Here is a 20,988-nt window from a genome sequence, read left to right on the forward strand (position 1 = left end):
GGGGCCCGGGTGGACGACCGCACCGAGCACGCGGCCGGCGCGCGCATCCTCCGCGGCGAGCGGAACTGGTGGTTCCTCGGCCCGGGCGGCGGGCTGGCCCGCCTGCGCGACGGACAGCTGACCGCCGAGGGGCGGCTGCTGCCCGCCACCGAACGCCGGCTGCGCGAGCACGGCCTGCTGACCGCCGCACTCCCGCGCAGCTTCTCGCTGACCGTGCTGACCAGCACGAACTGCAACCTCGGCTGCGGCTACTGCTTCCAGAACACCGGCCAGGACCCGGACGGCGGCAGCCGCCCGCCGCGGATCGCCCGGACCCGCCTGACCTCGAGGACCATCGACGCGATCCTCGACTTCACCGACCGGCGGATGGCCGCCGCCGGCGTCGAGGAGCTCCGCGTCCTGCTCTTCGGCGGGGAGCCCCTGCTCAACCCGCGCGGCTGCCTGGAACTGCTGGAACGCGCGGCCGACCACGGGTTGGCGTCCGCCTGGATGATCTCCAACGCCACGCTGCTCAGCCCGGCCCTGGCCGCCCGGCTGGCCGGCCTCCGGCTCCGCTCCGTCCAGGTCAGCTTCGACGGCGACCGCCCCGACCACGACCGGATCCGGATCCGGCGCGCCGACGGCGGCGGGACCTTCGACACGACCGTCCGCAACATCGTCCGGGCCTCCGCGGCCTCGCCGCTCCGGTGGATCCTGCGGGTGAACGTCTCCCGGGAGACCTACCGGGGGGTCGACGCGCTGATCGACCGGCTCGCCGCGGCGCTCGACCCCGCCCGCTGCACCCTCTACTTCGCCCAGGTGGGCGACGTGGGCATCGGCTACGGGAACGACCTCCCGCACAGCCGCGACCTGTCGGCCCGCTTCACCCGCTGGCAACGCCGCGCCCTCGATCTCGGCTTCACCGTCACCCGCCCGCAGGCCCACCGTCCGTGCGTCACCTGCGGCTACGGCGACGGCCGTTACGGCGCGGTGGTCAGCGCGGACGGCACGCTGTCGAGCTGCTGGGAGACCGCGGGCCGGGCCGACTGGGAGGTCGGCACGATCACCGGCGGCTACCTGCCCGACCCGGTCACCCGGGAACGCTGGGTCGGCTGCGAGGACCTGTACCGGCGCGCGGAGGACCGCCGCACGCTCGCGGACTTCCACGACACGGTGGACGCGGCCCTGCTCGACTACCTCGACGAGACGGGGCGCCTGTGACCACGCCCCCGGACACCACGCCCCCGGATACCGTGCTCCCGGACACCGCGCGCTCGGACGCCACGCCCCCGGACACCGCGGCCTCGGACGCCACCCCCCTGGACATCACGCCCCTGGCCGCCACGCCCCCGGGCACCGCGCCCCCGGGCACCGTGCCCCCGGGCACCGCGCCGTCGGACCTCCACCGGCTGTCCGCCGGCACCCTCGCCTGGCTGGAGCGCAACCTCGACCGCTTCGACCCGTACGCGCCGGGCCGGGGCCACTCGGAGCACGAGGCGCCGTACGCGCGCGCCAAGGCCGCGCTGGAGCTGGCGCTGCTCCGCCACTGCTGGGCCCGGCTGGGCGCCGGCGACGACCCCCGGCTCGGCCGGGTCACCGCGCTGGTCCGCACCCTCTGGCCGCACCCCGACTTCCCCCGGCTCGTCACCGCCGATCCCCGCTGCGCCGCCTACTACGGGCTGGTCTACGCCGCGCTGGCCCCCGACGGCATCGACGACCGGCCGTGCCGGGCCGTCCTCGCCCGGCTGGCCGCCGACGACCTGTCACCGCGGGGGAGATCGCCCTACCAGCGGCTGGAGCTGCGGTACTACGCCGACAAGGCCGGGGTGCGGCACACCGTCGAGCCGTACGAGGAGCTCATCGCGCGGAACGTCCTCGTCACGCTGCCCGCCGAGGCGGCGCGGCGCGCGGTGCCGGCCGGCGAGGCGCCGGTCACCGTCCCGGAGGCGTACGCCGTCACGCACTCGGCCTTCTACCTGAGCGACTTCGGCCGGACCGGCCCGGGGCTGCCCGCCGACGCCCGGGCGGACGCGGCCGAGCTGGTCAGCCGGCTGCTGGAGCACTGCGCCCGGCGCGACTGGTGGGACCTGGCCGCGGAACTCCTGATCACGCAGGTCTGCCTGGGCCTGGAGCCGCTGCGCACCCCCTGCGGCACGGCCGCCCTCGCCTGCCTGGCCCGGGCCCAGCAGGGCGACGGCGCGATCCCCGGGCGGTCCGCGGGCACCAGGGCGTCGGCGGCCGATCCGGCCGGGGCGTTCTTCGCGAAGGCCTATCACACCACCCTGGTGACCGCCCTGATGACGCTGCTCGTCACCTCGGCGGGTGCCGCATGAGACTCCGGCCGCCGACCCTCATCAACCGCGAGTACACCCGGCTCTGGTTCGGCCAGGCCGTCTCCACCGTCGGGGACGCCGTGTTCGGCACCACCCTCGTGCTCTGGGTGGCGACCGTGCTGGCCAAGGGGAAGCCGTGGGGGCCGCAGGCGGTCAGCGGGGTCGTGCTGGCGACCAGCGCCGCCGTGCTGTTCGTCGGCCCCCTCGCGGGCGTCTTCGTGGACCGCTGGGACAAACGCGCCACGATGCTCGGCACCGAGGTCATCCGCGGTGGGCTGGTGGCCGCGCTGACCGCCGTCTCCTTCCTGCCCGCCGAGGACCTGCCGGCCGGGGTCTGGCTCGGCCTGATCTACCTGACCGTGCTGGCCCTCAACGCGGCCGGCCAGTTCTTCACCCCGGCGCGGTTCGCGGTCGTCGCGGAGTTCGTCGGCGGCGAAGCCGACCGCGCGCGGGCGGCGGGCATCGCCCAGGCGACCGGGCAGACCGCCTGGATCGTCGGCCCGCCGATCGCCGCACCGCTGCTGTTCACCGTCGGCCTGCAGTGGGCGCTGCTGTTCAACGCGCTCTCCTACCTGGTGTCGTACGTCGCCATCCGCTCGGTCGACATCCGGCCTGCCCCGGCCCCGGCCGCCGACCCGGACCGGGCGGGCGACGAACGCCCCGGCCTGGTCAAGGAGTTCACGGCCGGCCTGCGGTTCTTCGGGCGCAGCCGGTTCCTGGTGGCGCTGCTGCTGCTCACCGTGATCGGCCAGCTCGGGGTGGGCGCCCTGTCCACCCTGAACGTCTTCTTCGCCACCGGGAACCTGCACGCCTCCGCCCAGTTGTACGGCTACCTCGGCATGGTGACGGGGATCGGCGGGATCGCCGGCGCGCTGGCGGCCGGCCGGGTGGTGGGGAGGATCGGCGCCCGGCGGACGACCTGGATCGGCCTGATGGTCAGCGGCGCCCTGCTGGTCCTGTACTCCCGGCAGACCGGATTCCCCGCCGCCGTGGCCGTGCTGTTCGTCTTCATCCTGCCGATCACCATGCTGAACACCGCGATGGCACCGCTGCTGCTGGCCGCGACCCCGCAGGAGTTCCGGGGTCGGGTGCTGGCCGTGTTCTACCCGGTCACCCGGCTGGCGGCGATGCTGACGGCGGTCCTGGCCGGCTGGCTCGCCGGCAGCGGCCTGCGGGACTTCACCGGCTCGGTGGCCGGGTTCCGGTTCGGCCCGATCGACACGATCTTCGCGGCCTCCGGGGTCGTCGTCGTGCTCGCGGGCGTCTGCGCGCGGTTCGCCCTCCCCGGCCCGGACGCCACACCGGACGCCACACCGGCCGCCGGGCCCGGTCCTGCCCGGCCGGACGTGGACGACCACCCCGGGGGCGACCACCCCGGGGGCGAGCCCGGGGGCGAAGGCGGCGGCGAGGACGGCGGACCGGGCCCCGGGGCCGAGCGCCCGGGGACGAACGGACGAGCAGGGAAGGGCATCCGGTGAACTGCCCCGCGTGCGGACGCCACGCCGCCGCCGCCGACCGGTTCTGCGCCGGCTGCGGCGCGCCGCTGACGGCCGGCGCCCCGCAGCGCGAGACGCGGCGCAAGGTGTCCATGCTGTTCCTCGACATCGTCGGCTCGACCGCCCTCGCCGAGCGGCTCGACCCGGAACCGCTGCGCCAGGTCATGGACCGGTACTTCGCCAGCTGCGGTGCCTGCATCGCCGAACACGGCGGCGCGGTCGAGAAGTTCATCGGCGATGCCATCCTGGCCGCCTTCGGCGCCACCGTCGCCCACGAGGACGACGCGGTCCGGGCGGTGCGCGCCGCCACCGGGGCGCTCGCCGCGCTGGCCGGCCTCACCGCCGAACTCGACGCCCGCTACCAGGTGAAACTGGAGGCGCGGGCCGGCATCTGCACCGGGGACGTCGTGGTGATCACCCGGGCCGGCGACGACTTCCGGGTCGTCGGGGACTCCGTCAACACCGCCAGCCGGCTGCAGACCGCCGCCCGGCCCGGCGAGGTGCTGCTCTGCGCCGACACCGCGGCCGTGGTGCGCTGGCAGGTCGGCATCGAGCCCGTCGCGCCGCTGCGGCTGAAGGGCAAGGCCCGGCCGGTGCCGGCCTGGCGGGTCACCGGCCCCGCACCGGCCGCCGACACCCCCGCACCGGTCACCCCGTTCATCGGCCGGGCGGACGAACTCGAGGAGCTGGCGCACAGCTTCCGGCGCGCCCGGCTGCGACGGCAGGTCTGCCTGGCCACCGTGCTCGGCGTGCCCGGCATCGGCAAGTCCCGCCTGGTCCGGGAGTTCCTGGCCGGCCTGCCCGACGGCGAGGTGACGGTACTGACCGGCCGCTGCTCGGCCTACGGCCGCGGGATCACCTACCGGCCGCTCGCCGAGATGCTCGGCTCGCTCCCCGGCGGCTGGCCCGCGCTCAGCCGGCTGCTGGCGCAGGACGCCGACGCGGCCGACGGAACGCCGGCGCCCGGCCTGGTCGCCCGCACCCTGGGCACCGTGGTGGACCAGGACGGCGGCACCGGCCAGGTCGGCGTCGAGGACATCGCCTGGGCGGTGCGGCAACTCCTCGAAGTCCTCGGCCGGTCCCGGTCCGTCGTCATGGTCTGGGACGACCTGCACCGTTCCGAGGAGACCCTGCTCGACCTCGTCGACGAGATCGCGACCTGGCTCCACGGCGTCCCCGTCCTGCTGCTCTGCGTCGCCCGTCCCGAGCTGCTGGACCTCCGCGGCGCCTGGGGCGGCGGCAAGCCGTGCGCGACGACCCTGGAACTCGGGCCGATGGACGCGGACCAGACCGCCGAACTGGTCGAGCAGTTGGCGCTGCGCGGCGACGTCCACCCACAGCGGCACCAGGAGGTGAACAGCCGGGTCGCCACCCTGTGCGACGGCAATCCGCTCTTCGCCGAGCAGCTCATGGACGTCTTCGCCGAAACCGCCCCCGGCACCCAGATCCCGCCCACCATCCAGGCGATCCTCGGCGCCCGGCTGGACCAACTGCCCGCGGCCGAACGCGGCTTGCTGGAGCTCGCGGCCGTGATCGGGCGCGAGTTCACCCGGGAGCTGCTGCGCGAGCTGGCCGCGGCGGACGGCCTCGGCGCCGCCGAGGCCGACGAGGCGATGGCGCGGCTGGCCCGGCGGCGCGTCCTGGAACGCGGCCCGGCCGGCACCTACCGCTTCGCCCAGGCCCTCCTGCGCGACACGGCCTACGAGTTCACCCCGAAGACCCGGCGCGAGCGCTGGCACGGCTACCTCGCCGAGCGGTTCGGCCGGGAGCGGCCGCAGGACGCGATGGCCGTGGTGTACCACGTCGAGGCGACGAGCCGGCTACGCCGCCAACTGCGACCGGGGGAGCGGCGGCTGCCACCGCTCGCCGGCCCGGCGGCGGACACCCTGATCGCCGAGGGGATGGCCGCGCTGGCCCGCAAGGACCTGCCCGCCGCCGTCCAACTGCTGGAGCGAGGGCGCGAGTTGCTGCCCGACGGCGACCCCCGGCACACCCCGCTCGCGCTGCACGTCTGCGACGCCGGGAGCTGGCTGCAGGACGAGCAGCGGTGCCGCGAGGCGCTCGCCGCCGCCGAGGCCGCGCTGCCGGGCGACCCCCGCAACACGGCCGTCTGCGCGGTCCAGCGCGGCATCGTCGCACTCCGGTTCGGCCTGGCCCCGGCCGGAGCCGTGGCCGCGGACGCCGCCGCGCTCACCGCGGAGCTGGAGCGCGACCCGGGGAACGACCTCGGCTGGTGCCGGCTCCACCAACTCACCGCCCACCTCGACCTCGCCGCCGAGCGCGCCGCCTCCGCCGAGGCCTCGCTGCGGCTCGCCCTGGCCCGCGCACAGTCCCTCGGCGACCGCTACGAGGAGGACCGACTGCTCTGCGCCGTCTGCGAGTCGGCGCAGTGGGCGCCGACCCCGGTGACCGCCGGGCTGGAGTTGTGCGCCCTGCTCGGCCACCGCTTCGCGGCCGGCCGGGCCCTGCTCATCCCGGTCCTGGTGACCCGGGCCCATCTGGAGGCGCTCGGCGGCGACCTCGACGGCGCCCGCCGCACGGTGGCCGACGCGCTCGCGTACTCCGGCGACGTGCACGTCGACCTGGCCGACGCGGTGGTGCTGGACGCCGCCGGCTTCGTGGAGTCGCTGGCCGGCGCCCACGAGGTGGCCGAGGCGCGCTACCGGCAGAGCCTGAGCGTGCTGCGCACCACCGAGCACGCCCCGGACACCCGGAACACCGAAGTCGCCATCGCCCGTGAGCTGTTCGCCCAGGGCCGGACCACCGCCGCCGCGTCCGCCCTGGACCGGCTCGACGGACTCGATGGGCTCGACGGGCCGGACGGGCCGGACGGGCCGGACGGGCCGGACGGGCCGGACGGGCTCGACCGGGACGGCGGTGAGGGCGGTGACGGCGGTCCGGCGCCGGGCCTGCGCGCCCGGCTGGGCGCGACCGCCCTCCGCGGCCGGATCGCCTCCGCCCACGGGCGGCACGAGGAGGCGGTGGCCGCCGCCCTCGTCGCCCGGTCCCTGGCCGACGGCTCCGACGACCTGTGCCTGACCGGAGAGACGCTGTTCGACCTGGCCGTCGTGCTCCGGGCCGCCGGGGCGGGCGGCCGGGCGAACGCGGCCGCGGCCGAGGCGCTGCGGAGGTTCGAGCAGAAGGGCGCCACGCTACCGGCCGGCCGGGTCCGCGCCTGGCTGGCCGCCGCGGAGCCCGTGGAGGAGGGCGGAGCCGATGACTGACCTCCCGCCGCCCGGGCGCCCGTCGCCCGGGCCCCCGCCGACCGGCCAGCGGCCGGTCGACCAGCCACCGGGCGGCCTGCCACCGACCGGCCCGCCGCCCTGGCGCAGGCCGCCGCGCGACCACTTCCCGGGCGTGCCCGCCTGGAGCCTGCCCGTCACCACGGTGCCGCAGGAGCCCTTCGACATCACCCCGCTCGCCCCGGTCACCCCGGAGTGGGCCTGGGGCGGCTCCGACGGCGCCGGCGTACGGGTCTGCGTGCTCGACAGCGGGGTGGAGGGCGACCACCCGCTCGTCGGCGGGCTCGACCGCGCGCTGGACGTGGTCCCCGGCGAGGACGGCGTCCTCGCCGTCACCCCGACCGAGCCCGTCGACACCTCGGGCCACGGCACGGCCTGCGCGAGCGTGATCCGCTCCCTCGCCCCCGCGGTCTCGCTCACCTCGGTACGCGTCCTGTCCAGCGGCCGGCACGGCAGCGGCGCCGCCCTGCTGACCGGACTGACCTGGGCGATCGAGGAGGGCTTCGACGTCATCAACATGAGCCTCTCGACCACCAAGCCGGACTTCCGCGAGGCCCTGCGCGACCTCGCGGACGCCGCCTACTTCCGGCGCTGCGTCATCGTCGCGTCCGCGCACAACATGCCGGTGCGCAGCTACCCGTGGCCGTTCGCCTCGGTCATCTCGGTGGCCAGCCACGACAGCCCCAACCCGATGACCTACTACTACAACCCGTCGCCGCCGGTGGAGTTCTACGCCCGGGGCGTCCGGGTACCGGTGGCCGGGCCCGGTGGCCGGCAGCTGCTCAGCACCGGGAACAGCTTCGCGACCCCGCACATCTCCGGCATCTGCGCGCTCATCCTCGGCAAGCACCGCGCGCTCACGCCGTTCCAGCTCAAGTCCGTCCTCTACCTGGCCGCCGAGAACGTGTCCGCCGAGAACGTGGCTGCCGAGAACACGGCTGCCGCGCCCGTGTCCGCCGAAGCCGCCGCGTCCGCCGTGAACGGAGCCGTACCCGAGGGAGGTGCGTGTGTCGACTGACCCGCCGAAGGCCGGCCCGCTGCAGATCGGCCCGCCGGAAAGGGGCGACCTGCCGCAGCGCAGACTGCTCCAGTCGATCGTGGAGGTGGCCCGCAGCGTCTTCGGCGCGGCCGCCGCCTCCGTGCTCCTGGTGGACGAGGCGAACGGGGACCTCGTCTTCGAGGCCGTCGCGGGCGAGGGCGAGCACCACCTGCTCGGGACGCGGTTCCCGGGCGGCACCGGGATCGCCGGCTGGGCGATGGTCTCCGGCCAGCCCGTGGTGATCGACGACGTCGCGCAGAACACCCGGTTCGCCCGGAAGGCCGCCGAGTCCACCGGCTACGTGCCGCGCAGCATCATGGCCGCCCCGCTCATCTGCGAGGGCGACTGCATCGGCGTGCTGGAGGTGCTGGACCACGACAGCCGGCAGCGCTGCGACCTCGGCGACATGGCCTCGCTCGGGCTGCTGGCGACCGAGATGGCGACGGTGCTGGAGCTGCTGCTCCGGCTCCGGTCCCGGGAGGCCGACCGCGCCGCCCGGCCCGGCGCCGCCCCCGGCCCGCAGGACGGCCCGCCGCTGCTGCAACGGGTGGCCGAGCGGCTCCCGCTGGCCTCCGACCACGTGGCCGCGACGGTGACCAAGCTGCTGGTGATGGCGGACGAACTGCTGGCCGGTGACGATGGCTGACACCCGCCCGGCCGACCCCGCGGCCTTCCTCGCCCAGCTCGCGCAACCCGCGCGGGTGCTCGACGTCCGGCCCCGGCCCGTGCCGTGCGTGCTGCTGCTCAGCCGGGCGTGCGACGGCGAGCTGGACGCCGTGCAGGACGGGCTCGCCGCCGAGGGCGTCCGCTCGGCCCGGCTCAACGCCGACGAACTGCTCGCCACCGACCTGCTCGTGGCCCCGGACGGCCGGGCGGCCCGGCTGAACGGCCGCTGGCTGACCCCCACGGTGACCTGGATCCGGCACTTCGCGGTGTCCGCCATCGACGCGCCCGCGGCCGCGACCGCCGAGGACCGGGCCCGCACCCGGTTCCTCCGCGAGTCCTGGCAGGCCGCGGCCGGTCAGCTGGCCGCCATCGCCGGGACGGCGATCCGCCCGCGCCGCCCCGGCCTGCTCGCCCAGCTGCAGCTCGCCCGGCGCCACCGGATCGTGGTGCCGCGCACCCTGCTGACCACCGACCCGTACCGCGCCGGGGAGGCGTTCGACTGTCCGCGGCTGGTCCTCAAGGCGGCGCACCACCACTTCGTGGAGTCCGCACCCGGGCGGCTGAACGGGGTCTTCCCGGTGGTCGTCGAGCGCTCCGGCCTCTGCGCCGCCCCGCCGCCCGCCGCCCCGCCGCCCGGTACCCCGCCGTCCGTCCGTCCGCCGTCCGACCCTCCGCACCCGCCCGTGATCGTGCAGGAGTACGTCGAGCACGAGCAGGAGCTGCGGGTCTACTACGTGGCCGGCCGGCTGCACACCTTCGAGGTGACCAAGACCGACCCCGCCGACCCCTGGCTCGCGCCCGACCGGGTCGGGATCCGCCCGGTGGACCCGCCACCGGCGGTGGCCTCCGCCACCCGGGCGCTGGCCGCCGCGATGTCGCTGCGCTACGGCGCCTTCGACTTCCTGCTCAGCGCCGGCACCCCCGTCTTCCTGGAGGTCAACCCCGACGGCGACTGGCACTGGGCCGAACAGCGCACCCGCACCACCCCGGTCACCACCGCCGTGACCACCATGCTCGCCACCCTGCACCGCCGCGCCCTCCCCACCCCACCCCCCTTCGACCTGCTGGCCTTCCTCACCGCCCCGAGGACTCCCGGGAGGGGCGGTCCGTCGCCCGATTAAGCTGGGCGGCGTGACCGGCCGGACCGCAGGAGATTCCATGACTGAGACCGAAGCCCTCGACGCCGCGCTCCCGGTCGGGGTGATCGGGCTCGGTGACATCGCGCAGAAGGCGTACCTGCCGGTCCTCACCGCCCTGCCGGGCCTCGACCTGCGTCTGATGACGCGTGACCGGGCCAAGCTCGACCGCCTCGGCGACGTCCACCGGATCGCGCCGGAGCACCGCTTCACCGACCTCGGCGAGCTGATCGGCGGCGGCATCCGGGCCGCCTTCGTGCACGCCGCCACCGATCAGCACGTGCCGATCGTCGAGCAGCTGCTCACGGCCGGCGTCGACGTCTACGTCGACAAGCCGCTCGACTACACGCTGGACGGCGCCCGCGGGCTGGTCGACCTCGCCGACCGCACCGGCCGGTCGCTGCTGGTGGGCTTCAACCGCCGCCACGCCCCCGGGTACGTCCACGCGCTGGAGCGGCCCCGGGACCTGATCGTGCTCCAGAAGAACCGCGAGGGACTCCCGGAGGCGGCCCGCAGCCTGGTCTTCGACGACTTCATCCACGTCGTCGACACCCTGCGCTTCCTCGCGCCCGGCGAGATCGAGCACGTGGACGTCCGCTCCCGCACCCGCGGCGGACTGGTCGAGCACGTCGTCCTCACCCTCGCCGGGGAGGGCTTCACGGCGCTGGGCATCATGAACCGGGTCTCCGGCTCCACCGAGGAGGTGCTGGAGGTCTCCGGCGCCGACTCCAAGCGGGAGGTGCACAACCTCGCCGAGATCATCGACCACCGCGGCCAGCCCACCACCCGCCGCCGCGGCGACTGGGTGCCCGTCGCCCGCCAGCGCGGCATCGAGCAGATCGTCCTCGCCTTCCTCGACGCCGTCCGCACCGGCAAGACGCTCGACGCCCACGACGCGCTGCGCACCCACGAGCTCTGCGAGCAGATCGTGGCCCGCATCGAGGCCGCCTGACGCCGCCTCGGACGCCGCCCCGGCCCGCTCGCGTTCCACCATGCGGGCGGGGCGTTCGGCGTGACGGTGGTGGGGAACGTACGATCAGCCAATGTCTGACATGACGGAAACCACGCCCGGCTGGCTCGGTCCCGAGGAGCTCGAAACCACCCGGGCCCGGATGCCGATCCTGTACGTCGAGGCGGTGCCGGTGCGGGTGGACGACGCCGGTGAGGTCGTCCAGATCGGGCTGCTGCTGCGGATCGGGCCGGACGGCACGGTCAGCCGCACGCTGGTCTCCGGCCGGGTGCTGCACCACGAGCGGATCCGCGACGCCCTGCTGCGCCACCTGGAGAAGGACCTCGGCCCGGTGGCGCTGCCGCGGATCCCGGCCTCGTTGCAGCCGTTCACCGTCGCCGAGTACTTCCCGACCCTGGGCATCACCGAGTTCCACGACCCCCGGCAGCACGCGGTGTCGCTCGCCTACATCATCCCGGTGGCCGGGGACTGCCGGCCGCGGCAGGACGCGCTCGACCTGGTCTGGTTCAGCCCGGAGGAGGCCGCGTCACCGTTGGTGCAGCAGGAGATGCCGGGCGGGCAGGGCGTGCTGCTCAAGCGGGCCCTCGCGCACGTCGGCTGCCTGTCCTGAACGCCGGCGACCCCGGCCGGCCGCCGACGTCCTGGGTGCTGCACGTCGACCTCGACCAGTTCATCGCCGCAGTCGAGGTCGCGCGCCGGCCGGAGCTGCGCGGCCGGCCGGTCGTGGTCGGCGGCACCGGTGACCCGACCGCGCGCGGGGTGGTCTCCACCGCCTCGTACGAGGCCCGCGCGTACGGGATCCACTCGGGCATGCCCCTACGGGTGGCGGCCAGGCGCTGCCCGGAGGCGGTGTTCCTGCCCGTGGACGCGCCGGCCTACCGGGAGGTCTCCGAGCGGTTCGTGGACGCCCTGCGCCGGTTCCCGGTCGTGGTGGAGGTGCTCGGCTGGGACGAGGCGTTCGTCGGCGCGGACACCGACGATCCGGAGGCGCTGGCCGCCGGCATCCGCGCGGCGGTGCGGGAGGCGACCGGGCTCGGTTGCTCGGTGGGCATCGGGGACAACCGGCTGCGTGCCAAGCTGGCCACCGGCTTCGCCAAGCCGACCGCCCCCGGCGGGGGCGCCGCCGGGCACTGCTTCCGGCTCACCCGCGAGAACTGGGCGGCCGTGATGGGCGGACTCCCGACGTCGGCGCTCTGGGGGATCGGCGGCAAGACCGCGCGCAAGCTGGCCGCGACCGGCATCGGGACGGTCGGCCAGCTGGCGGCGGCCGACCCGGCCCGGCTGGCCGAGCGGTTCGGCCCGACGATGGGGCCCTGGTTCCGGGCGCTCGCGCTCGGCGCCGGGGACGCCGAGGTCACCGCCGCCCCGCACGTCGCGCGTTCGCACAGCCGGGAGAGCACCTTCCAGCACGACCTGGTGGACCGCGCGGAGATCGGCCGTCAGGTCGCCGAGTTGGCCGGGCGGGTGGCCCGGGACGTGGCCGACGAGGGCCGCCCGGCCGTCCGCGTCACGGTGAAGGTCCGCTTCGCGCCGTTCCTGACGCACACCCACGGCCTCACCCTGCCGGCACCCACCGGCGATCCCGGCGAGATCACCCGCGCCGCCCTGACCCTGCTGGAGCGGTTCGACCTGGACCGCCCGGTCCGCCTGCTCGGGGTGCGCGCCGAGTTCGCCGATCAGGGCGCGTCCGACCCGCCCTGAGGCTTGCCGCCGGCGTTGCGGGGGAGGGGGCGTTCGCGGGGCGCATGCGGCGCGCCCCTGTTCCTGACGTGCAGTCAAGAAATCCTTGGGTTGCCGGTGGTGACGCCTCGACGGGCGCGGCGCGGGCGCGGCGCCGGTCCGGGAGCGGCCCGTCGCCGTCCTGCTCGGCCGGGCGGCGGCCTCGCCGCAGCAGCCCGTCCACCTGTCGGCCCCGGCCGACCCCCGGCCTCGCACGGCTCTGCGCGATCCCACGATCCCGCGGGACGATCCCGCCGACGGGCGCACGCTCGCCGAGCTGGGGCGGGAAGTCGGGGCGAACGCGCGGACGCCGTCCCGGCCCCGCACCGCCGACCTCCGGACGCCGTCCCGGCCCCGCACCGCCGACCTCGGGGCGGCCTTCCCGCAGTGGCGCACCCGACTCCGGCCCTACCGCGCCCCGGTGCTGCCGGCCGAGGACGTGCCGGTGACGGCGGTGGCCCAACGGTGCGGCTGGTCGTCGGCCCGTACGTTCATCGACGTCTTCCGCCGCGCCTTCGGCCGCACGTCGGGCGTCCACCGCGGGGCCGCGGAGGACGTTGCCGGGAGGTGTGGGGCCGGTCAGGCCAGGGTGAGGAAGAGCTTCTCCAGCTCGGCCTCGCTCATCGGCGGCTCGTCGCCGTCCGCGGCGGCCATGCACTGACGCATGCCGCTGGCGACGATCTTGAAGCCCGCCCGGTCCAGGGCCCGGGAGACGGCGGCGAGCTGGGTGACCACGTCCTTGCAGTCGCGCCCGGCCTCGATCATCGCGATCACGCCGGCGAGCTGCCCCTGAGCCCGGCGCAGCCGGTTCAGGACCGCGCCGACCGCGTCCTCGTCGACCTTCACAGCAGCCACCTCTCGGTCGGGGGTTCGCCTCCAGAGTACCCCAGGGGGTATGGGGGTATCTCCCCTCCGCACCCGCCGTGACCCGCCCGCCCTACGGCGCGTCGGCGGGGTCGGCGGCGCTGACCGGGACGTCGGGGTGGGTGAACCAGGAGCCCTGCACCACGCGTTGGACGATCATCAGCAGCACGCCGATGACCAGCGCGCCGATGCCGATCACGGTGACGCCGCCCGTCTCGCCGACGACCGGCAGGTCGATCGAGGTGGCCCCGTAGTCGGGGTCGGCGTAGACGTCGAAGGCCCCGTAGCAGAAGAAGTACAGCAGCATCAGACCGCCGGCCAGCGGGGCGACGCCCTTGAGAACCAGGTCGCGGACGCTGCGGGTGAGGACCCTGCGGTAGTACCAGACGCAGGCGAAGCCGGTCAGGCCGTAGTAGAAGGCGATGGCCAGGCCGACCGAGGCGATCGAGTCGGCGAGGACGTTGCCGCTGATCGCCGTGAGCAGCACGTAGAAGGCGATCGAGGCCACGCCCATGCCGATGGTCGACCAGGTCGGGGTGAGGTGCCGGGGGTGGACGCGGGCGAACCTGGCCGGGATGGCCTTGTGCGCGGCCATCGAGAAGGTGGTCCGGGCGGTCGGCAGGATGGTGGTCTGGGTGGAGGCCGCGGAGGAGGTCAGCACCATGAGGATCAGCAGCTTGGTGAGGAACCAGCCCAGCCCCGTGCTGCCGAAGACGGCGCCGCCCAGGGCGGACAGCACGTCCCCGGAGTTCTCCTCGTTGCCGAGCCCGATCCCCTCGGTGCCGATGCCCGCGAAGGCCTGCGCCGAGGTGGCGACCAGCGCGTAGATCAGCAGCAGCAGGACGGTGGAGATGACGGCGGCGCGGCCGGGGGTGCGGGCCGCGTCGGCGGTCTCCTCGTTGACCGATACGGCGGTGTCCCAGCCCCAGTAGATGAAGACGGCGGCCAGGATGCCGGCGGTGAAGGCGGTGGCGGAGGAGACCTCGAAGGGGTTGAACCAGGAGGCGGAGATCTGGATCGCGGTGTCCGGCGGGCTGTCGCCGTAGACCTTGACCAGCGCGGTGACCGACAGCAGCACCAGCATCACGACCTCGACGCAGAGCAGCCAGCGTTGCAGGGCCGCCGAGATCTCGATGCCGATGTAGCAGATCGCGGTCATCACGACGATCCAGAGCACCCCGGCCGCGGTCGTCCACGCCGTGCTCTCGGCGAGGCCGTTGAAGCCGAACAACCGGAAGCCGTACACGCCGGCGATCTGGGCCAGGTTGGCCATCACGATGACGTCGGCGGCGACGATCCCCCAGCCGCCCAACCAGCCGGTGCGCGGCCCGAACGCGCGGGCGCCCCAGGTGAAGGTGGTGCCGCAGTCCGGGTCGGAGGCGTTGAGCTCCTTGTAGGCGAAGGCGATCAGCAGCATCGGGATGAACGCCAGGACGGTGATGATCGGCGCCTGCAGGCCCACGCCCACCACGATGATGCCGAGCGTGGCGGCCAGGCTGTACGCGGGGGCGGTGGAGGCCAGGCCGATGGCGACCGAGGACACCAGGCCGAGGGCGCCGGTCTTCAGGCCCTTCTCGCCGGCCCGCGAACTGACCCCCGTGGGGGCCGCGGGCGGGGGAGGCGGGTGGCCTCCGGGGGGACCGTGCATCGATCACACCTCCCGATCCGGGTGCGTGGAGGGACGGGCGCGGGCCGGATCACCTCAGGTTACGTCCGGGGTCCGGCCGGGGCCTGCTTGGGAGAGGCCCCGGCCGGGCGTCCGGGTGACCGGGCGCGGGCGGGCACCCGGCCGGGTGTCCGGGCGTTCGGGCGTCCGGGCGCGGTCGGTCAGGCGTCCGGGTGTCCGGGTGCCGTGCTTCCGGGTGACCGGCCGGTCAGGTGGTCAGGTGGTCAGGTGGTCAGGTCGCGGTGCCGCAGTACTGCTGCTGCTTGCCGATCACCCGGTACACGCAGTCGGCCGTCTCCACCAGCCGCAGTACCGCCTCGCGGTTGCGGCTGGTCTCCCGTCCGATCACCTCGTCCGGCGGGTAGAAGCCGCTGCTGCCGTTCGGGCCGGGGTACATCTCGAAGGTGTACGCGAAGATCCGGTGCACGCCCCACAGCCAGTCGTCGATCGCGCCGTCGGTGATGTAGAGGTCGCTGGACTGTTCGGGCGTGTAGCCGTTGGTGCCGGCCATGCTCCGCCCGAGGGTGGCGAAGGCGGCGGCCTCGTCGGCGCTCATCCCGGTGGCCGTGTCGGCGGTGGTCCAGCCGAACGGCCAGAGCACCAGCTCGCTGTAGGTGTGGAAGTCGATGGCCGCGGTGATCTGCTGCTTGCCGCCGACCACCCGGCTGCGGACGAAGTCGGCGACCACCTTGGTCTCCTTGGCGGACTCGGGCGCGCCGCCCCGGTAGGTCTCGCTGGAGGTGGAGCCGGAGGAGCCGCCGCAGCAGCCCCACTTGTAGTCCCAGTTGCGGTTGAGGTCGGTGCCGACGTAGCGGCTGCCGGTGTTGGGCTGGCGGTCCTTGCGCCAGCTGCGGTAGCGGCCGGTGGCGATGTCGTACTCGCCGCCGTCCGGGTTGAGGTCGGGGATCACCCAGATCTCGCGGCTGTTGACGGCGTTCGCGATCCGGCTGTCGGTGGCGTACTTGTCGCCGAACTCGTGCAGCAGGTAGAGCGCCATCTCGACGGTGAGGTGCTCGCGCGCGTGCTGGTGGGCGGTGAACAGCACCTCGGGCTCGTTCTCGTCGGTGCCGACGTTGTCGCTGATCTTGACGGCGACGATCGGCCGGCCCTCGTACGAGGTGCCGATCACGCGCTTGCTCATGATGTCGGGGTGCGCGGCGACGACGGCGTCGATGTCGGCGGCGGCCTCGGCGTAGTTGTGGTAGCCGGAGTCGGCGGGCGGGAAGTCGTACAGCGGCGCCGCGGCCGTGCTCCCCCGGCCGTCCTCGCCGTACCGGGGGCCCGGCAGCGGGGTGGGGGACCAGCCGAGCGCGCGCAGCCGGGCGAGCTCGGCGGGGGTGGCGGTGACCACCACCGAGTCGGGCCGGACGGCGTCGACGGAGGCGCCGGTGGCGGCGACGGCGGTGCGCTCGGCGACGGTGCGGGGACCGTCGAGGCGGTACTGCCGGGCCGTGTCGGGCGTGTCGGCCGCGGCCTCGGCCGCGGCGACGGCGTCGCCGGTGACCGGCTGTGCGGCGACCCGGGTGGTGAGCGGGGAGGCGAGTGCGAGGGCCAGCAGCACGGCGGTGACCGCGGCGGGCTTCCCTCGGCGGGGCAGTCGCATGACTGTCCTCCTGTGGGGGGTCCGTAGGGACGGAACGGGGAGGAACTGCGGCGCGCGCCAGCATGATGGTCCGTCAGTGTCATGGGTTCGTCAATAAGCAGGCGCCAGCAACGCGGTGGTGACGGGGAATCCGGCCGGCCCGCCGCCCGCCCGGGACGGACGGCGGGACCACCGCCCGCCCCCGTCGCGGCCGGGACCGGATCACGTCCGGACCCGGCCGACGGCGCGCCCTATGCTGCGGGGGTCGGACGATCACGAGAAGGACGGGGGAGTGGCATGGACCACCGGATCGAGCGCATCGGGCCCGGGGACTGGGAGCGGATGCGGGAGGTGCGGCTCGCGCAGCTGCTGGACACGCCGATGGCGTTCATGGAGACCTACGAGACGGCGCTCGGGCACGACGAGGACGAGTGGCGCTCGCGGGTGGAGCGGGTGAGCGCGGCGGGCAGCGTCGGGTTCGCGGCCGTGGCGGCGGACGGCCGGTGGGTCGGGACGATGATCTCGCTGACGCCCGAGCCGGAGGAGGCCCTGCTGGTGGGCGTCTGGGTGGAGCCGGCGTACCGGGGCCGCGGGCTCGGGGTCACCGACGGCCTGCTGGACGCCGTCCTCGGCTGGGCGCGCGAGGAGGCCGGGGCGCGCCGGCTGGTGCTGCGGGTGCACGAGGACAACCCCAGGGCGACGGCCTTCTACCGCCGCCGGGGGTTCGCCTTCACCGGGCGGTCCGAGCCCTACGAGCTGGATCCGTCGAGCCTGCTGGTGGAGATGGCGCTCCCGTTGGGCTGATCACCCGGAGGGTCGTCCGGAGGGTCGTCCGGAGGATCCTCCCGTTCGCGGCGGGCCGCCCCGCAGGTGGCCAGGCTGCACCAGCGGCGGCGGCCGCTCGCGTCCAGGAAGAGCCAGCCGCAGTCGGCGCTCGGGCAGCGGCGGAGGGTGAGGCGGCGCGGGTCGGCGAGCAGCTCGGCGGCCGCGCGGGCGGCGGCGTACAGCGGCAGCCGCAGGCCGGCCGCCGGGGGCAGTCGCCAGTGGGCCAGGCCGTCCTCGCGTCGGACGAGGACGGCGCAGCGGGCGGCCTCCTGGACGACGGCGGCCACCGCGGCGAAGGCGCCGCCGTCCTGGGGGTCGGTCAGGCAGGCGTACAGGTCCGCCCGGAACGCGCGGGCCTCGGCCAGTACGGCGGCGGCCTCCTCGGGCCGTTCCCGCGCCTGCCGGAGCAGCCGCCCGACGAGCGGCTCGTCGGCCAGGTCGTGGTGGCCCGCCCAGACGGCGAGGGTGGGGTAGCCGCGCAGCCAGTCGGAGCCGGGGAGGTCCGTGGACCCCCAGCCGGCGTAGGTGTTGCAGAACTCCAGTGCCGGGTGCCCGCCCGCGCTCCACGGCAGCCACTCCTCGCCGACCCGCACCGCGTACAGCGGGGCCGGCGGGCGGTCCAGGCGGGGGTCGGCCCGGAGGATCCGGTCGTGCAGGGTGGCCAGCTCGGGGCCGGGCTCGATGCCGAGGGTGTCCACCAGCAGCTGCCGGGTGCTGCGGAAGAGGGCCAGTGCCTCGCTCTGCCGGCCGGCCCGGTAGAGGGCGGTCATCAGAGCCAGGACCAGCCGCTCGCGGGCCGGGAACTCGGCGGCGGGCCCGCTGAGTTCGGCGAGGACCTGGTCGTGCCGGCCCATCGCGAGCCGGAGGGCGGCCCGCTGTTCCAGGGCGGACAGCCGCAGCTCGGTGAGGCGTTCGCCGAGCCGTCCGCGCAGTGTGCCGTCGGCCACGTCGGCGAGCAGCGGTCCGCGCCAGAGCGCCAGCGCCCGGTCGTAGCAGCGCAGCCGCTCGCCGGGGTCGCCGCCGGCGGCCGCCCGGCCGAGCAGGTCGAGGAACTCCCGCACGTCGACGGTGTGCGGGCCGGGGGCGAGGGCGTATCCGTCGTGCCGGGTCTCGACCGTCACCCGGTACGGTCGCAGCCGGGCCCGCAGCCGCCCGATGTACGTGTGCACGGTGGCGCGGGCCGCGGCGGGCGGGCTTCCGTTCCAGAGCAGGTCGATCAGGCGGTCGGTGGTGACCACCCGGCCGTCCTCCAGCAGCAGCACCGCCAGCAGGCAGCGCTCCTGGCGGCGGCTGCCCAGCAGGACGCGCTCCCCCTCGTGGCCGGCCTCGAACGGGCCGAGCAGTCGGAACTCCATGGCGGGCAACCTTAGAACGGCGCGCCGGGACGGTCCCGTGGCGGGTGGTCAGAATCCGGTCAGGGGGTGGTGTGAGGCTGGTCCGGTCAAGGCCGACACCTCGTCAGGAGAAGTGATGATGCGACGCATTGTGCTGTGCACCGCGATGGCCGCCGCGACCCTGGTCGCCCTGGCGGCCGCCCCGGCCGGGGCCGCGACGGGCGGGGGCGCGAAGGGCGGGGGCGCGACGGCCGGGGTCGCGACCGGCGGGGCCGCCTCGGGCGAGGGCGGCGGAGGGTGGGAGCGGTGGCCCTCGGCGTCGTTCGACCTGCCCGCGGGGGCGCGCTGCGACTTCCCCGTGCACCTCGAACCCGTGGTGGACCAGGTGCTCCGGCGGGTGCTGGAGGCGGACGCCGACGGCACCGTGCGGCGGGCGGCGTTCAAGGGCGCCCTGGTCATGCGGCTCACCAACACGGTGACGGGCGCCTGGTACGACGCGGACGCCGGCGGCCGGTCCGTGGTCGACTACCGCCCGGACGGGTCGCAGACGTGGCGCGCCCACGGCCCGATCCTGCTCGGGTTCGCCGAGCACCGGGGCAACCTCCCCCGGGACCTCTACACCGTCGACGGCAGCTACACCGTGGACATCGACGCCACCGGCTACCGCACCCTGACCATGCGCCACGGCACGGCCGAGCCGCTCTGCCGGCTGGTCGGCTGAGGGCCTTCGTCGAAGGGCTACCGGCGGCGGCCGCCGGCGCTCTCACCGGCCCGCGGTGGTCACCCGCTCCGACGCCGTGTCGATCACCTCGTCCAGCACGTCACGGGAACGGACCAGGTCGGTGATCATGCGGTTGATGCGGTCGCGCTCCGCGGTGAGCTCGTCGACCAGCTCCGCGGTGGCGACTTCGTTCGGCCCGCCGTCCGCATCCCGCATGCAGGGCAGCAGTTGGGCGATCTTCCGGCTGTTCAGGCCGGCGGCGAAGAGCGTCTGGATGCGCACGACGCGGTCGACCGCCCAGTCGCCGTACTCCCGGTGGCCGCCGGGGGTGCGCTCCGCGCGCAGCAGGCCTTGCGTCTCGTAGTAGCGCAGGGAGCGCTCGCTCACCCCGCTGCGGCGGGCCAGTTCGCCGATCCGCATGACTCTCCTCGCCCGAGCACGACTTGAACCTGACACCGGTGTCAACTTCTACCATGCCGGAGCGATGAGCACACCGCCTACGGAGGAGGCAGCGATGAGTGAACTGACCGGCAAGGTGGCCCTGGTGACCGGGGGCAGCCGCGGGATCGGCGCGGCCGTCGCCAAGCGGCTGGCCGCCGCGGGGGCGGCGGTGGCGCTGACCTACGTCCAGGCGGCGGACCAGGCGGAGGAGGTCGCCAAGGAGATCGAGGCGGACGGCGGCACGGCCGTGGTCATCCGGGCCGACCTGACCGAGCCGACCGCCGCCGCCGAGGCCGTGGAGCGGACGGTGCGGGAGCTGGGCCGGCTCGACATCCTGGTGAACAACGCCGGCTTCCTCGCCCACGGGCCGCTCGCGGAGGTGTCCGCCGAGGAGCTGGACCGGGTGCTCGCCGTGGACGTCCGGTCGGTGTTCCTGGCCTCCCAGGCCGCCGCCCGGCACCTGGGCGAGGGCGGGCGGATCATCAGCATCGGCTCGTGCTTCAACGGCCGCGTGCCCGGCCCGGACTTCGTCCTGCAGGCGATGGCGAAGACCGCCCTCGTCGGGCTGACCAAGGGGCTGGCCCGCGAGCTGGGGCCGCGCGGGATCACCGCCACCGTCGTGGACCCGGGCCCGATCGACACCGACATGAACCCGGCCGACGGCGGGAGCGCCGACTTCCAGCGCTCCCTCACCGCCCTGGGCACGTACGGCGGGGCCGAGGACGTCGCCGCCGCGGTGGCCTTCCTGGCGGGCCCCGGCGGCCGCTACGTCACCGGCACCTCCCTCGCCGTGGACGGCGGCTACACCGCCTGACCCGGGCCGGCCCCCGTCCGCTCTCCGCCGCGGGGGAGCGGAGAGCGGGCGGGGGCCCGGAGAGCGTTCACCCATCCGAGATTGACGGCCCTTCGGTCCCGTTCGGATACTGGCCTCGGCTCGGTAGGCCGACAGGACGACGGAGCGCTGGGTCGTGGGCA

18 protein-coding genes are annotated in these 20,988 nt (G+C 75.2%); 13 read left to right on the forward strand and 5 right to left on the reverse strand.

Annotated elements, in window-relative coordinates; all coding sequences use genetic code 11:
* Window positions 1-9: 9 nt before the first annotated feature.
* The 10 genes from ACFVHB_RS21430 to ACFVHB_RS21475 all read left to right on the forward strand — a co-directional run bounded on the left by ACFVHB_RS21430 (window position 10) and on the right by ACFVHB_RS21475 (window position 12,562).
* Window positions 10-1,200 (forward strand): radical SAM protein, encoded by a 1,191-nt coding sequence (locus tag ACFVHB_RS21430; RefSeq protein ID WP_380324391.1) that lies wholly within the window; start codon window positions 10-12, stop codon window positions 1,198-1,200.
* A complete protein-coding gene (locus tag ACFVHB_RS21435) occupies window positions 1,197-2,312 on the forward strand; it encodes a DUF6895 family protein (RefSeq protein ID WP_380324394.1) in 1,116 nt (371 codons plus the stop codon). Before ACFVHB_RS21430 ends, ACFVHB_RS21435 begins: the two co-directional genes overlap by 4 nt.
* Window positions 2,309-3,790: an MFS transporter gene (locus ACFVHB_RS21440; RefSeq protein WP_380324397.1), complete on the forward strand. Its 1,482-nt coding sequence runs from the start codon at window positions 2,309-2,311 to the stop codon at window positions 3,788-3,790. Before ACFVHB_RS21435 ends, ACFVHB_RS21440 begins: the two co-directional genes overlap by 4 nt.
* Window positions 3,787-7,032, forward strand: a complete 3,246-nt coding sequence (locus ACFVHB_RS21445; RefSeq protein WP_380324400.1) for an AAA family ATPase — start codon at window positions 3,787-3,789, stop codon at window positions 7,030-7,032. Before ACFVHB_RS21440 ends, ACFVHB_RS21445 begins: the two co-directional genes overlap by 4 nt.
* Window positions 7,025-8,068: a S8 family serine peptidase gene (locus tag ACFVHB_RS21450; RefSeq protein WP_380324403.1), complete on the forward strand. Its 1,044-nt coding sequence runs from the start codon at window positions 7,025-7,027 to the stop codon at window positions 8,066-8,068. The genes ACFVHB_RS21445 and ACFVHB_RS21450 overlap by 8 nt, the downstream gene beginning before the upstream one ends.
* Complete coding sequence (locus tag ACFVHB_RS21455) at window positions 8,058-8,735, forward strand: GAF domain-containing protein (protein WP_380324406.1); 678 nt, start codon at window positions 8,058-8,060, stop codon at window positions 8,733-8,735. Before ACFVHB_RS21450 ends, ACFVHB_RS21455 begins: the two co-directional genes overlap by 11 nt.
* Entirely contained in the window at window positions 8,728-9,876 is a 1,149-nt protein-coding gene (locus ACFVHB_RS21460) for a hypothetical protein (RefSeq protein WP_380324409.1), read from the forward strand. The genes ACFVHB_RS21455 and ACFVHB_RS21460 overlap by 8 nt, the downstream gene beginning before the upstream one ends.
* A 37-nt stretch (window positions 9,877-9,913) precedes the next feature.
* Window positions 9,914-10,843: a Gfo/Idh/MocA family protein gene (locus ACFVHB_RS21465; protein WP_380324412.1), complete on the forward strand. Its 930-nt coding sequence runs from the start codon at window positions 9,914-9,916 to the stop codon at window positions 10,841-10,843.
* Window positions 10,844-10,943: 100 nt separating this feature from the next.
* Complete coding sequence (locus ACFVHB_RS21470; RefSeq protein ID WP_380324541.1) at window positions 10,944-11,471, forward strand: NUDIX hydrolase family protein; 528 nt, start codon at window positions 10,944-10,946, stop codon at window positions 11,469-11,471.
* Window positions 11,472-11,506: 35 nt separating this feature from the next.
* A complete protein-coding gene (locus ACFVHB_RS21475; RefSeq protein WP_380324415.1) occupies window positions 11,507-12,562 on the forward strand; it encodes a DNA polymerase IV in 1,056 nt (351 codons plus the stop codon).
* A 597-nt stretch (window positions 12,563-13,159) separates the two neighbouring features.
* Here ACFVHB_RS21475 and ACFVHB_RS21480 read toward each other — a convergent pair.
* From ACFVHB_RS21480 to ACFVHB_RS21490, 3 genes are all read right to left on the reverse strand, one after another.
* Window positions 13,160-13,426 carry a metal-sensitive transcriptional regulator gene (locus ACFVHB_RS21480; RefSeq protein WP_380324418.1) on the reverse strand — a complete coding sequence of 89 codons (267 nt, stop codon included), beginning with the start codon at window positions 13,424-13,426 and terminating at the stop codon, window positions 13,160-13,162.
* Window positions 13,427-13,517: 91 nt separating this feature from the next.
* Window positions 13,518-15,092: an APC family permease gene (locus ACFVHB_RS21485; protein ID WP_380324421.1), complete on the reverse strand. Its 1,575-nt coding sequence runs from the start codon at window positions 15,090-15,092 to the stop codon at window positions 13,518-13,520.
* 250 nt (window positions 15,093-15,342) lie between these two features.
* Window positions 15,343-16,713: a M14 family metallopeptidase gene (locus ACFVHB_RS21490; protein ID WP_380324424.1), complete on the reverse strand. Its 1,371-nt coding sequence runs from the start codon at window positions 16,711-16,713 to the stop codon at window positions 15,343-15,345.
* A gap of 276 nt (window positions 16,714-16,989) precedes the next feature.
* Between ACFVHB_RS21490 and ACFVHB_RS21495 the strand changes: the two genes are divergently transcribed.
* Window positions 16,990-17,496 (forward strand): GNAT family N-acetyltransferase, encoded by a 507-nt coding sequence (locus tag ACFVHB_RS21495; RefSeq protein ID WP_380324427.1) that lies wholly within the window; start codon window positions 16,990-16,992, stop codon window positions 17,494-17,496.
* Here ACFVHB_RS21495 and ACFVHB_RS21500 read toward each other — a convergent pair.
* Window positions 17,442-18,872, reverse strand: a complete 1,431-nt coding sequence (locus ACFVHB_RS21500; protein ID WP_380324430.1) for a BTAD domain-containing putative transcriptional regulator — start codon at window positions 18,870-18,872, stop codon at window positions 17,442-17,444. The genes ACFVHB_RS21495 and ACFVHB_RS21500 overlap by 55 nt on opposite strands.
* Before the next feature lie 115 nt (window positions 18,873-18,987).
* Here ACFVHB_RS21500 and ACFVHB_RS21505 point away from each other — a divergent pair, with 115 nt between their 5' ends.
* Entirely contained in the window at window positions 18,988-19,572 is a 585-nt protein-coding gene (locus ACFVHB_RS21505) for a hypothetical protein (protein WP_380324433.1), read from the forward strand.
* A 42-nt stretch (window positions 19,573-19,614) separates the two neighbouring features.
* On the opposite strand, the gene ACFVHB_RS21510 is transcribed toward ACFVHB_RS21505, so the two are convergent.
* Entirely contained in the window at window positions 19,615-19,992 is a 378-nt protein-coding gene (locus ACFVHB_RS21510) for a MerR family transcriptional regulator (protein WP_380324435.1), read from the reverse strand.
* A gap of 94 nt (window positions 19,993-20,086) precedes the next feature.
* Between ACFVHB_RS21510 and ACFVHB_RS21515 the strand changes: the two genes are divergently transcribed.
* On the forward strand, window positions 20,087-20,827 hold the full coding sequence (locus tag ACFVHB_RS21515) for an SDR family oxidoreductase (RefSeq protein ID WP_380324438.1): 741 nt from the start codon (window positions 20,087-20,089) through the stop codon (window positions 20,825-20,827).
* Window positions 20,828-20,988: the final 161 nt, after the last annotated feature.

Source organism: Kitasatospora sp. NPDC127111 (assembly GCF_042677465.1).
GTDB lineage: Bacteria > Actinomycetota > Actinomycetes > Streptomycetales > Streptomycetaceae > Kitasatospora.